Source organism: Polaribacter sp. Hel1_33_78 (genome assembly GCF_900106075.1).
Classification (GTDB): Bacteria; Bacteroidota; Bacteroidia; order Flavobacteriales; family Flavobacteriaceae; genus Polaribacter.
Genome location: NZ_LT629794.1, coordinates 2,664,425 through 2,677,783 on the forward strand (window position 1 = coordinate 2,664,425; position 13,359 = coordinate 2,677,783).

At 31.3% G+C, this 13,359-nt stretch carries 10 protein-coding genes; 6 read left to right on the top strand and 4 right to left on the bottom strand.

Annotation, left to right across the window (positions count from 1 at the left end; translation table 11 throughout):
• Window positions 1–24: 24 nt before the first annotated feature.
• From BLT88_RS11570 to rlmB, 5 genes are all read left to right on the top strand, one after another.
• A complete protein-coding gene (locus tag BLT88_RS11570) occupies window positions 25–1,833 on the top strand; it encodes a SusD/RagB family nutrient-binding outer membrane lipoprotein (RefSeq protein ID WP_091954881.1) in 1,809 nt (602 codons plus the stop codon).
• A 26-nt stretch (window positions 1,834–1,859) separates the two neighbouring features.
• Window positions 1,860–2,756: a hypothetical protein gene (locus tag BLT88_RS11575; RefSeq protein WP_091954883.1), complete on the top strand. Its 897-nt coding sequence runs from the start codon at window positions 1,860–1,862 to the stop codon at window positions 2,754–2,756.
• 74 nt (window positions 2,757–2,830) lie between these two features.
• Window positions 2,831–6,169: a VCBS repeat-containing protein gene (locus BLT88_RS11580; protein ID WP_091954884.1), complete on the top strand. Its 3,339-nt coding sequence runs from the start codon at window positions 2,831–2,833 to the stop codon at window positions 6,167–6,169.
• A 2-nt stretch (window positions 6,170–6,171) separates the two neighbouring features.
• A complete protein-coding gene (locus BLT88_RS11585) occupies window positions 6,172–7,803 on the top strand; it encodes an aryl-sulfate sulfotransferase (RefSeq protein ID WP_091954886.1) in 1,632 nt (543 codons plus the stop codon).
• A gap of 45 nt (window positions 7,804–7,848) precedes the next feature.
• On the top strand, window positions 7,849–8,592 hold the full coding sequence (gene rlmB, locus BLT88_RS11590; RefSeq protein WP_036783573.1) for a 23S rRNA (guanosine(2251)-2'-O)-methyltransferase RlmB: 744 nt from the start codon (window positions 7,849–7,851) through the stop codon (window positions 8,590–8,592).
• A 2-nt stretch (window positions 8,593–8,594) separates the two neighbouring features.
• Here the strand turns inward: rlmB and BLT88_RS11595 are convergent, their stop codons facing one another.
• Complete coding sequence (locus tag BLT88_RS11595; RefSeq protein WP_091954887.1) at window positions 8,595–9,278, bottom strand: rhomboid family intramembrane serine protease; 684 nt, start codon at window positions 9,276–9,278, stop codon at window positions 8,595–8,597.
• Window positions 9,279–9,355: 77 nt separating this feature from the next.
• Here BLT88_RS11595 and BLT88_RS11600 point away from each other — a divergent pair, with 77 nt between their 5' ends.
• Window positions 9,356–10,627, top strand: coding sequence for a replication-associated recombination protein A (locus BLT88_RS11600; protein WP_091954889.1), 1,272 nt, complete (start codon window positions 9,356–9,358; stop codon window positions 10,625–10,627).
• On the opposite strand, the gene BLT88_RS11605 is transcribed toward BLT88_RS11600, so the two are convergent.
• The 3 genes from BLT88_RS11605 to BLT88_RS11615 are packed head-to-tail and all read right to left on the bottom strand — an operon-like array spanning window position 10,624 to window position 13,346.
• Window positions 10,624–11,427 (bottom strand): hypothetical protein, encoded by an 804-nt coding sequence (locus tag BLT88_RS11605; protein ID WP_091954890.1) that lies wholly within the window; start codon window positions 11,425–11,427, stop codon window positions 10,624–10,626. The two genes, BLT88_RS11600 and BLT88_RS11605, sit on opposite strands and share 4 nt — an antisense overlap.
• 1 nt (window position 11,428) lies before the next feature.
• Window positions 11,429–12,799 carry a DUF5723 family protein gene (locus BLT88_RS11610; protein ID WP_091954892.1) on the bottom strand — a complete coding sequence of 457 codons (1,371 nt, stop codon included), beginning with the start codon at window positions 12,797–12,799 and terminating at the stop codon, window positions 11,429–11,431.
• 1 nt (window position 12,800) lies between these two features.
• Window positions 12,801–13,346, bottom strand: a complete 546-nt coding sequence (locus BLT88_RS11615) for a hypothetical protein (RefSeq protein WP_091954893.1) — start codon at window positions 13,344–13,346, stop codon at window positions 12,801–12,803.
• Window positions 13,347–13,359: the final 13 nt, after the last annotated feature.

Here is a 13,359-nt window from a genome sequence, read left to right on the forward strand (position 1 = left end):
AAATATTAAACATAATAACATATCATGAAAAAAATATATAAAATATTGCTAATAGCAATTGTGGCTTCAAGCACATTGTTTTACTCTTGTGATTCAATAGAGCTAGAACAACTAGCAAGTCCAAACGAATTATCTTCAGATCAAGCAGATCCAGATTTATTATTAAATTCTATACAATTAGCCTACAGAGTAACTCAAAGAACATTTCAGGCAAATAGTGCAGAATTAGGTAGAATCGACTACATGTTTGGTAGAAATTACTTAGACAATTATGGTGATGGAACATTAAACGCTGTATGGTCTAGGTTTTACAGTAATGATGGTGTAAGAGGTATTACCATTAATACAAATGCCATTGAAGCTTTAGATATTGCGAATCCAGATAAAGATTTATCTTATCATTTAGGTATTGCAAAAACATTACAAGCGCATACATTAATGCAATTGGTAGATTTCTTAGGAGATATTCCTTGGTCTGAAGCTGGAAAGCCTAATGAGTTTCCACTACCAAAAGCAGATAGTAGTGCAGATGTCTATACTGCTGCAATCGCTATTTTAGCAGAAGCAAAAGTACACTTTACAAATACTAGTGGTATTGGAACTGGTAATGACTTGTTTTATGATGGAGATGCAGACAAATGGATAAAGTTAGTAAACACAATCCAAATGCGTGCAGATTTAACTGTAGGAAACTATGCAGCAGTGGCTGCGGCAACAAACGTTATAGAAAGTACAGACGATGATTTTCAATTTAATTATGGAACCAACGTATTGTCTCCAGACACACGTCATCCAGATTATGCAGCTGATTATACTTCTTCAGGAGCAAACATTTACCAATCTAATTGGTTGATAAACACAATGGTTGGACAGTATGGAGATTTCTCAGCAAACACAGATCCAAGAAGAAGATATTATTTCTTCAGACAAAACTGGAGAACTCCAGGGAGTTATGCATTGATTGAAGATGTACTTGGATTATTCGGTCCTGCAGGTGGTGTTTTAGTATTTAATGCTGCTGGTGACGGAGAAACTTTATCATGTTCACTGCAAGACACACCAATACACTTACAATTTACACCAGATGAAGATATATGGTGTTCAATGCCTGTAGGTTATTGGGGTAGATTTCATGGAAATGATGAAGGTACACCTCCAGATAATTTTACAAGAACTGCAGTAGGGGTTTATCCTGCTGGTGGTAGTTTCGATTGGAGAGCTGATGCTTTTCCTTACATAGGAGAATCTATTGGTGCATCTTTTGGTCAGGCCGTAGGCTTGGGTAATGGTGGCGGTGGTGCTGGTATTGATCCAATTTACCTTGCGTCTTATGTAGACTTTATGAAAGCAGAAGCTAATTTAACATTAGGAAACGTGGCAGAGGCTGCAACTCACTTTGAAGCAGGTATGACAAAATCTATCGCTAAGGTTCAATCTTTTGGTGCATTAGATGGTACTGTTGATAAATCACAAGCTCCAGATGCAACTTATGTAGCTGACTTTATTGCTCTTAAAATGGCTGAATTTAATGCAGCTGCAATGACTACTGCCTTAGATGGAACCGGCTTCCCAACCGCTAAAGACAAAATGGATTTATTGGGAGAGCAGTATTTTGTAGCAATGTATGGTGGTGCAGGAGATGCTTTTAATTTTATTAGAAGAACAGGTTACCCAAGAACATTATCTAGAAGTCTAGATACTAATCCAGGTAGTTTCCCAAGAACTGTTTTATACCCAAGTAGTGAAGTAAGTGCTAACCCAAATATTTTACAAAGACAAGACTTAAGTTCTACTGTTTTTTGGGATAAAGGTGTTGTAAATCCTGCTAACTAACATTAATAATTAAAAATAATAACAACATGAAAAACATATTTAAAATTTTTCTATCAGGTTTATTGGTTTTTTCCTTCAATTCTTGTGAGGACTCAGATACCGTAGTAGATCAGGTAGTAGAAGACACCAAAGCAGGTGCCGTTCTAAGAACAATAGAGGTATTGTCAAATACTCTAAACTCAAGTATTGCGAGTACAACCTTCTCTGTAGAAGTTGAAGAACAAGACAGTGAAGGTGGGGCATTATTAGAAAGTGTAGATGTTTATGTATCTATAAGAGATCTTACGCCAGATAACGGTAATACTGAAGCGGAAGCGTTGGTAAAAACGATCCCTGCATCTGCATTTACAACAGGTCCTGTTGGATTGCCTAGAACAACTGTATCTGCAACTTTTGGTGAAGCTGAAGCTGCAATGGGATTAGATGCATCAAAGCATGCTCCTGGAGATTTATTTGTATTTGAATTACGTCTAAATTTAACCGATGGTAGAACATACGGAGCTAAAGATGCTGCTGGTATCATTACCGGTGGATATTGGTCTTCTCCATATTTATACAACACTTTATTACTATGTTCTCCTAAACCAGGTGATTATTCAATTAGAATGTATGACAACTATGGTGATGGATGGCAAGGTAGTAATGTGACTGTGACTATGGATGGTGTTGATTCAGTATTCGCTATTCCGAGTTACTGGGATGCAGATCCTGCAACTAGAGGAAGCGTTGGAGATACACAATGGATTGATGTAACAGAGACTGTTACTATACCTGCAGGAACTTTAGAGGCAACTTGGGAGTTCGTAGGTGGTTCATACCCTTCAGAAGTAGAATTTGAAATATTTGCACCAGATGGCACATCATTTGGTTATTTTGGACCTACACCTGCACCAGGTTTATTACCAATTACACTTTGTTTATAATAACTAAATATTATTTATAAAAAGAAAAAGAGCTTTATTTATAAAGCTCTTTTTTTTTAACAAAATTTAAAAAAATGAAATCTTATTTAACGCTTTATATATCAATTCTAATTCTATCAAGTTGTTCTAATAAAAGTGAAACTATCTCAGATAGTCAAAACTTGGGAGAAAAAGTAAATATAACGTTATTCAATTTTCAAAAAATAAATAAAAAACAGAGTAATTTAGATTTTCAAAACACTTTAAAGCACGATTTATCCACGAAATCAAATCTTTTTGATTACGATTTTTTTTACAATGGTGCTGGGGTTGGTATTGTAGATGTTAATAATGATGGTTTAAAAGATGTCTTCTTCTGTGGTAACCAAGTAGATAATAAATTATTCTTAAACAAAGGAAACCTCGTCTTTGAAGATATTTCAGAAAAAGCCAACATCAACCAACATAAAAACTGGTCAAATGGAGTAACCTTTGCAGATGTCAATAATGATGGTTGGATGGATATCTATGTTACACAAGGAGGTCCTTACAACTTAGAGGAAAGACAAAACTTACTCTATATAAATCAGAAGGATAATACTTTTACAGAAAAAGCAGTAGAATATGGTTTAGCTGATACCGGTATCAGTACGCAAGCTTCTTTTTTTGATTTTGATAAAGATGGAGACTTAGACTGTATCGTGGCAAATGAAAATGATTATTACGGATTAGACCCGATTACATTTTATAAAATACTTAAAAACAAGAAACGCCTACACCAAAGTTCGAGTCACCTATATAAAAATAATAATGGTAAATTTATAGATATTACAGAAAAATCAGGCTTACTAAAACCTACTTTTGGCCTAGGTTTATGTGTCAGTGATATTAACAATGATGGTTGGCTAGACATCTATATTGCCAACGACTACTACGTGCCAGATGCCTTATACTTAAACAACGGAAACAGCACATTCACAGATCAAATAAAAAAAGCTACCAAACAAGTATCATTTTATGGAATGGGAGTAGATGTTGAAGATATAAATAATGATAATTTAAATGATATTTTTGTTTTAGATATGGCGAGTGCAGACCACATACGTTCTAAAACATTAATGGCTTCTATGAACGTAGAAAAGCATAATCTACTTGTAAAAAAATTAGACCTTCACCATCAATACATGTTTAATTCATTACAACTTAATATTGGCAACAACAAGTTTCATAATGTAGCACAAGTAACCGGCTTATCCAAAACAGATTGGAGTTGGGCAGGTCTTATTTTTGATGGAAATAATGATGAAAATAACGATATTTATGTTACAAATGGCTATCGAAGATATGCCTTAGACAACGATATTCGAATTCAAATTTCAAATATAAAAAAGCAGTATAGAGGTAAAGTACCTCTAAAAATTAAAGAAGAAATTTACAACCAATTGCCTTCAGAAAAACTAACAAACCTATTCTTTTCAAATAATGGAAACTTAAATTTCTTAAATAAAACATCAGATTCTGGTTTAAGTGAACCCTCATTCTCTAACGGAGCAGCTTATGCCGATTTAGATAATGATGGTGACTTAGATATTGTTGTAAACAACATAGATGATGATGCTTTTCTTTTTAAAAACCTATCTACAGAAAATGATGCAGGGAATTATGTAAAAATAGAAACCAAAGGAACAATCTCTGAAGACTTTGCCAAAGTAACCCTTATTTATGATGGTAAAACCAGAACAAAAGAATCGAAAAGAGTTAGAGGCTATTTATCTTCTGTAGACAACACAGTCCATTTTGGTTTGGGTAAACATAAAATTATAGATACGGTAAGAGTCTTATGGGCCTCTGGAAACTTTGAAGAAAAATATAATATAAAAGCAAATTCTAATCTTATTTTTAATGAAAAAGATGCTAAAAACCATAATAAATTAAGACAAAAAACTAACAATACTCTTTTTAAGAAAAATAATACTCTTCTTAATTTTACGCACGTAGAAAATGAATTTAATGACTTTGAAAAAGAAATATTATTACCTCAAAAACAATCTACATTAGGCCCTTATATCGTAAAAGGTGATGTAAATAATGATGGTAAAGAAGATGTGTTTATTAGTGGCGCAAAAAACCAACCAGCAGCCATCTATTTACAAAAAGACAACTTTTTCGAAAAAATCAAAAATAACATTTTCGATAAAGATGCTCATTATGAAGATATGGAGGCTTTATTTATTGATATTGATAATGACAGTGATCTTGATTTATATGTTGTTAGCGGCGGCAATGAGTTTCTTGAAAGATCTGAAAGCTTAAAAGATAGAATATACATCAATGATGGAAAAGGGAATTTCAAAAATAAGGAGACCAACGAGATAAAAGACTATACTATTAGTGGAAAAACAGTAAGTAAAATTGATTTTGACAATGATGGTGATTTTGATATAATTGTAGGGAATAGAATAAAACCTCAAAAATATCCTGTACATGAACCTTCTATTATTTATGAAAATGTAAATGGAATTTTTAAAAATACCACAGCTAAAATTGCACCTACCTTTGAAAATTTCGGCATTATAAATAAGGTAATTACAACCGATTTTAATAATGATGGATGGCAAGATTTTATTGCTGTAGGCGAATGGACTCACGTGGGTGTTTTTTTAAACGATAAAGGCACCTTTAAAGACATCTCTAGTGCTAGCAAGTTAAATACTGAAAAAGGATGGTGGAACAGTATTACGGAAACAGACGTTAACAATGATGGTCTTAAAGATTATGTAATTGGAAACATGGGATTAAATAATAAGCTGAAAGCAAGTAAAGAAAAGCCTTTGCGTATTTATGCCGACGACTTTGATGAAAATGGTACTCACGACATTGTATTAAGTTATCAATACGATGGAAAATATGTTCCATTAAGAGGTAAAGAGTGTTCTACCCAGCAAATGCCCTTTATATCAAAAAGAATTAAATCTTATTACGAATTTGCAAACTCATCATTAGAAGATATTTATGGTCAAAAACTTCAGACATCTTATAACCGAGAGGTCAATGAATTTAAAAGTATTTTACTTTTAAATAAAGGTGAAAACAAATTTAAAAAAATAATATTACCTGCTATGGCTCAAACAATGCCCATTTTGGATGGAGATACTTTTGATTTTAATCAGGATGGTTTTGAAGATCTAATTGTTGTTGGTAATATTTACAACACAGAAGTTGAAACTCCTCGTTTAGATAATCCTTATGGATTGGTATTACTATCAAACAAAAAGGACAATTATACGGTTTTACCTCCAAAAAACACAGGACTGTATCTTAACGGAAACGCAAAATCTGTAGAGTTGATTCATCATAAAAAATTAAATAAAATCTTAGCTATTATTGCCGTTAATAATGGTAAAACTGAATTATTCGAATTAAACGCCAAATAATTATGAAAAAAAAATATAAATTTTTAGTTTTTGTTTATTTTATAACATCACTAACTTTAAGTAGTCAAAATACCATTGGAACAATTATCAATAGCGAAAATTCTTATGATGCCTATACTCTTTTTACCACAGGCAAGGAAACCTTCTTGATTAATAATTGTGGTCAAGTTATAAATCAATGGACAAGTGCTTTCAACTCTGGTAAGTCTGTTTACTTGCTAGAAAACGGAAACTTATTAAGGGCCTCTGCTGGACCAAACCCTGGAAATATAGCTATACCAGGTGTAGGAGGAAGAATTGAGCTTTTTGATTGGGAAGGGAATGTACTCTGGGGATATGTATATTCCGATTTAAATGCAAGTCAACATCATGACATTTATCCAATGCCTAATGGAAATATTTTAGTTTTAGCAGCCTCTATTTTAACAGATACAGAAGCAATTCAATTAGGGAGAAAGCCTTCGAATTTAACATCAAACCAATTATATAATGAACACATACTAGAAATTGAGCCTCAAGGAACAGATGCTGTGAATATTATTTGGAGATGGGATTTTAAAGATCATTTCATTCAAGACTTTGACAACACAAAAGATAATTTTGGAGTTATAAGTGAGAATCATCAATTAATGGACATCAATTTTTTAGGTGAATCTAATGGTAATGCGAATTGGATGCACATTAATTCTGTTCAATATAATGAAGATTTAGATCAAATTATTTTGGGGAGTAAAACCCTTAGTGAGTTTTATATTATAGATCATTCTACAACTACTGAAGAAGCAGCTACTAACTCTGGCGGAAATTACGGTAAAGGGGGCGATCTTTTATATCGATGGGGCAACCCAAGGGCGTATGGTCAAGGAGCACTTGTAGATCAAAAATTATTTGGTCAGCATAACCCGCATTGGATTTCAAATGGATTATTAGGAGAAGGTAAAATAATTTTGTATAATAATGGTATCAATAGAGCTACACTTTATTCAGAAATAAATATTATTACGCCACCTACAAGCGCTCCTGGTGTTTATATAAAAAACTCGAATACTTCTTTTGGCCCTATTAACCCAGACTACATATACCCTTCTGTGGGCAATACCGATTTTTATTCCCCAATATTATCTAGCGCACAAAGATTACCAAATAATAATATCCTAATTTGTGAAGGAACAAGTGGTCGTTTTTTTGAAATAGACAGCAATGATACTATTGTATGGGAATATATAAATCCAATAAGTTCAGGGACAATTTTAACTCAAGGCGATATACCATCAAGCAACAATATATTTAGAGCAAAAAAATATGCCTTAAATTATCCGGCTTTTACAGGAAAAGATTTAACTCCTAATGACCCTATAGAAATAGATTTTAATCTATCAAATTGCAGTGCTTTAAGTACCAATGAAATAGCGTTAAACCAAATAAAGGCATACCCTAATCCTGTAAAAAACGTACTAACGATAGATAGCCCAAATTCAATTCAAAAGATTGAAGTGTACACGATTTTAGGGAAAAAAGTAATTAGCACTTCTAATAAGAATGAAATAGATGTTTCAACTATTGCAAAAGGTCTATATCACGTAAAAATATATCTTACAGATAAAGTTATCACAAAAAAAGTAATGAAATTATAGACCATATTTTTAATTCAAAAAAAATAGATAGCGTACATTTGCATCATGACAGCAGAAACAACAAATATATTTGGTATTAGAGCAATTATTGAAGCGATAGAAAGTGGATCATCAATTAATAAAATATATTTACAAAAAGGATTAAGAGGTGAGTTATTTTATGAGCTTAACAAATTAATTAAAGCTAAAAATCTAACTACCAGTATGGTTCCTGTTGAAAAGTTAGATAGATTATCCAAAAACAGCAATCACCAAGGTGCTGTTGCTCAAATATCACCTGTAGAATTTCATGATTTGGAAGAATTAATTGAAAAAGTGATAGAGAGCGAAAAAACACCTTTGTTTTTACTTCTAGATCAATTATCTGATGTTCGAAATTTCGGTGCAATTATAAGAACTGCAGAATGCACTGGTGTTCACGGAATTATCATACAAAAAAATGGAAGTGCTCCTGTAAATGCTGAAACTATAAAAACTTCTGCTGGTGCCGCTTTTAAAATACCAATTTGTAAAGTTGATCATATTAAAGATGCTTTATTTTTGTTACAAGCTTCCGATATTAAAACAGTTGCCGCAACTGAAAAAACAGAAAGCTCTGTTTATGATATTGATTTAAATCAACCAATGGCTATTGTAATGGGCTCTGAAAATAAAGGTGTAAACCCATCGATCTTAAAAATGGTAGATTATAAAGCAAAGTTGCCGCTTTTAGGCGAAATAGCTTCTTTAAACGTTTCTGTAGCTTGTGGTGCTTTTTTATATGAGACTGTAAGACAACGAATGCTTTAAGTCTACTCTTCTACTCTCTTTTCGTTTTCTTTATTTTCCACTATTTCAGGTGGTGAAAAATTACCGCTATCATCAAATAACAAATCGAATTCTGTTCTTGAAAATTCATGTTCCTTTTTTACAATCCCTTTATTTCTTTTAATAAAAGCAAAAAAGAAACCTGTTACAAAACCGGATAAGTGTCCTTCCCAAGACATACCCTCTTTAATCGGTAAAACATACCAAATCATACTTCCGTATAGAAAAATTATTATTAAAGAAAGTGCCACTAATCTATAATGCTTTTTTATGATTCCACTAAAAAAAACAAAACTAAAAAGTAAATAAACGATTCCGCTAGCGCCAATATGAAAAGATTCTCTAGCAAATAACCAAGTTAAAAAACCGGTCAATAAACCTCCAAAAATTAGAACTTTATAAGCAACATCTTTATAAAAATAAAAAAGACTGCTTAAAAGCACAAATAAAGGAATTGAATTATTAAAAACATGATTAGTATTACTATGGATAAAATGCGTTAGAAAAACACCTCTAAAACCCTCAAGCGTTCTTGGATAAACACCAAACTTATTAAAATTAAACCCATATTGTATTTCAATCCAATAAATGAACCATATTATGACGATATAGAACATTGGAATTAGAAAAATTGACTTTGATATTTTTAGTTGATTCTTATCATTCATGGACAATAAAAATAACAAAAATATAACCAAACACTAATTTTACAAATTCTGTCAGAAATCTTTGCTATTTTTACTAGATGAATGAACCTTTGGCAGAAAGAATTAGACCCAAGATACTTAGTGATTATATTAGCCAGCAACATTTAGTTGGAGAAAATGGTGTTTTAACAAATCTCATTAAAAAAGGAATTATTCCATCTTTAATTTTATGGGGACCTCCAGGAATTGGGAAAACTACTTTAGCAAATATTATTGCGACCGCATCTAACAGACCTTTTTATACCTTGAGTGCAATAAGTTCAGGTGTTAAAGATGTGAGAGAGATTATTGAAAAAGCGAAAAAGAGTGGAGGTTTATTTACTGCAAAAAACCCTATTTTATTTATTGATGAAATTCATAGATTTAGTAAATCTCAGCAAGATTCTTTGTTGGGTGCTGTTGAGAAAGGCTGGGTAACTTTAATTGGTGCAACTACAGAAAATCCAAGTTTTGAGGTGATTCCTGCTTTACTTTCTCGCTGTCAAGTTTATATTTTAAATTCTTTTGATAAAAACGATTTAATTGCGCTTTTGAAAAGAGCTATGGAAAAAGACCCAATTTTATCCACCAAAAAAATTGTACTAAAAGAAACGGATGCCTTATTGCAAGTATCGAGTGGTGATGCAAGAAAACTTTTAAATATTTTTGAATTACTTGTTTCTGCGGATGATGAAATTGAAATTACGAACAAGTTAGTTCTAGAAAAAGTTCAGAAAAATACCGTCAGATACGATAAAACTGGGGAACAACATTATGATATTATTTCTGCTTTTATAAAATCCATAAGAGGTAGTGACCCAAATGGCGCTGTATATTGGTTGGCACGAATGATTGAAGGTGGCGAGGATGTTAAGTTTATTGCACGTAGATTACTAATTTCTGCGTCTGAAGATATTGGAAATGCAAATCCTACAGCTTTAATTTTAGCAAATAATACGTTTCAAGCAGTTTCTGTAATTGGCAATCCTGAATCTCGAATTATTTTAAGTCAATGTGCTGTATATTTAGCGAATTCACCAAAAAGTAACGCTTCTTATTTAGCAATAAACCGCGCATTGGATTTAGTACAAAAAACCGGTGACTTATCTATTCCTTTGCATTTAAGAAATGCACCTACTAAATTAATGAAAGATTTAGATTTTGGAAAGAATTATAAATATTCTCATGATTTTGCTAACAATTTTGTAGAACAAGAGTTTTTACCTGAAGAAATCTCTGGAACAAAATTATATGAACCAGGAAATAATCCACGAGAAAGTCAGTTTAAAGAAGCTTTAAAAAATAGATGGAAAAGTAAGTATAATTATTAGAAGTTTACATGAAACTCTTTTCGTATGAATTGATTATTTTCATAATACTCAGAAACCCAATTCTCCCCTACTTTATAAAAAATTCCATTTCCGTCTTTGATGACAAAAACATCTTTAAGATTCGTTTTTAAAATTACAAAAACGACTTCTGGTTTTGTATTAACTAATTGAAATCCGTTATTTTTCTGCTGAGCGTATAAGACCTCTAAAGAATTAGAAACTAAATTTTCTTCTTTTTCACCTTCTTTATTTATCTCAGAAATTTCAACAACTTGTACTATTTTCTTAGCTTGAACAGCTGCTTCATTAGAACTCGTATTTGAACTAATTACTTCTTGGTTTTCTTTCTTTTTCAACAACAAAGAAGGTTTGTAAGTATATTCAAAATCGGTCATTGAATCAAAAGCTTTTCTAATAGCTTCTCGATACCCCTTTTGGTAAAGTTTTTCTTTACTTTTCCCTATCTTGGAAGTGTATAAAACTTTGTTATAACAATCCTGTATTACTAATTTACTTTTAGTTATAAACATACTTGACTCGTCTTTAACTATTGCACGCAACCCAATACAGCTGTTATTTCGCAAATCTTCTGGTAATTTTTCATTACTTAAAAAAACTTTAAAACCTTTCTTTCTTAATAGAAATTTGGTTAGTGAACTTGTTTGAAATTGATCTGTAGAATTTACAAAATCAAATTTATGTGGTACAATTATATATTGATACTTATCAAATTGAGATTGTTGGCTAAAAAGTGAAGTACTTATCAAAAGCACTAAAAAAAAAATTGTTTCTTTTAACATATTAATTAAATATTACATTAATTCCTAATTGGAAAGATACACTATTTGCAGAAGATAAATTTGTGTACTCTAAAATATTATCCAACATACCATATAAATTAACCTTACCAAATTGTGCCGAAAACCCTGCTCCAATATTTGCGTACGAAAAGTCGTCTATCGTATAAGTTACTTTTGTGTGAATTTTATTTGTTATTGATTTTTGATAAAAAGCAGTTAATGCCAATTGCGGCCTTAAAGGTCTAAATATACTGTATAATTGAATACCTAAAGCATCTGTATAAAAATCTTTGTACCTATCATCATAACAAATTTCAGTTCTTTTTTCGCCAAAACTATACTTTAAAGCAGCATTTAATTTTGTTGGCCTCCACGAAATATAGGACTCTTTATTTTCTTTTACTGGCAATTGTTCTCCCAAATTATTGCCTAATTCGTTCCAAAAATTTTCTGGGTTATCAGGGTCATATTGAAAATTACTTCCTTCAGAAATAAAACTTCCTATTAAAGTTCCATTTTTAATATTTTTTTTATGATGTATAAAACCAAAATCTAAAATACTTCCAGAAAACTCAAATTGGGGTGTTATGTGATACGTTAAGCCAAAATCAACTCCAACTCCAATATTATCTCCAAAAAACGTGTTTTTTAAATATGTAGCTGGGTCATCTATCAACTCATCATCAATATTAAACAACCCAGATGATTTTGTATTAATATTTACATTAGACAAGTAATGTTTATAAATATTATTTGTACCTAAAACTGTAGTAAAAGTTCCGGTGTTCATGGAAGACTCGGTATTTAAAGCTGAAGAGTATATTTTAAATCTTGCCCCTACTGTTAATTTTTCATTTATTTTTTTGCTAATACCTGCATGCAATACACCAATAACATCCGCTTTATATGTTAGTTGAGAAATTCTAAAACTTCTATTTAAGTAAGCAGTATTGCCTTCATTTAAAATAGTTATTAAATCTTTTGGATAATACCCTATTACATCAATTTCTTCGTATAAACCAAAGCTTACATATGAATCATGAATCCTAAACCCTCCATTAAAAATATCAATTTGTAAATTAAGTTTAATAAAATCCCTTGTGGTTAAATTATTCAAAACCTTAGAAATCTTATCATTTATATCTTTATGATCTAACGAAAACACATCTGTTAAAACTACACCTGAAGAAGCAAATTCTGCTGACAAACCGGACAATAAGGGCAGTCCAAAATGAAATTGATAACTGGTTTCTGCTCCTGGGTTTAAAAGTAATGTTTGAGGTAATTCTACAAAATCATATAAAACTTGCTTATTTTGAGCAGTGACTTTATAGAAGAACAAAATTAATAAAAAAAATAAAAATTTTTTCATGCTAAAATCTTGATTCAATATATAAAGTAACTGATGACTTAAACTCAACCTCACTAGTGTCGTTTATGTTCAATGGAATTCCTGTTTCTGCTAATGTTATTGTAATTTTAACTTTACTTGTATCTAAAATATCAGGATTAGATGCAATTTTAATTTCATCTAAAAATATGTAATCTAAAACTTTGGATTCTACGACTAAAGGTGTAAAAGTGTATAAAACATCATTGTTTTTATTAAAAAATTCTACAACAATACTAATCTCTCTATCGAATTCATTTTTTATTTCTGCATTGAAATCGAGCTTTACTACCTCATCTAGAAAATATACATTTTGCAAATCTTTCACATCAAATATATCAGAAATTTCAATTTGCTGATCGCCTGAAGCAGTAAAAAACTGATAAGGAACTAGAGAAAAATAGTTTAATGAAAAAGTGAAAATTGGTTTAGATACAAAATTATCTAATTGATCAAAATCTAACCTTTCGTAACACGAAGTAATTAGGAAAAAGCAAATAATGATACTTGTTGTGGTGGAGGATTTCATAAATAAAATGTTT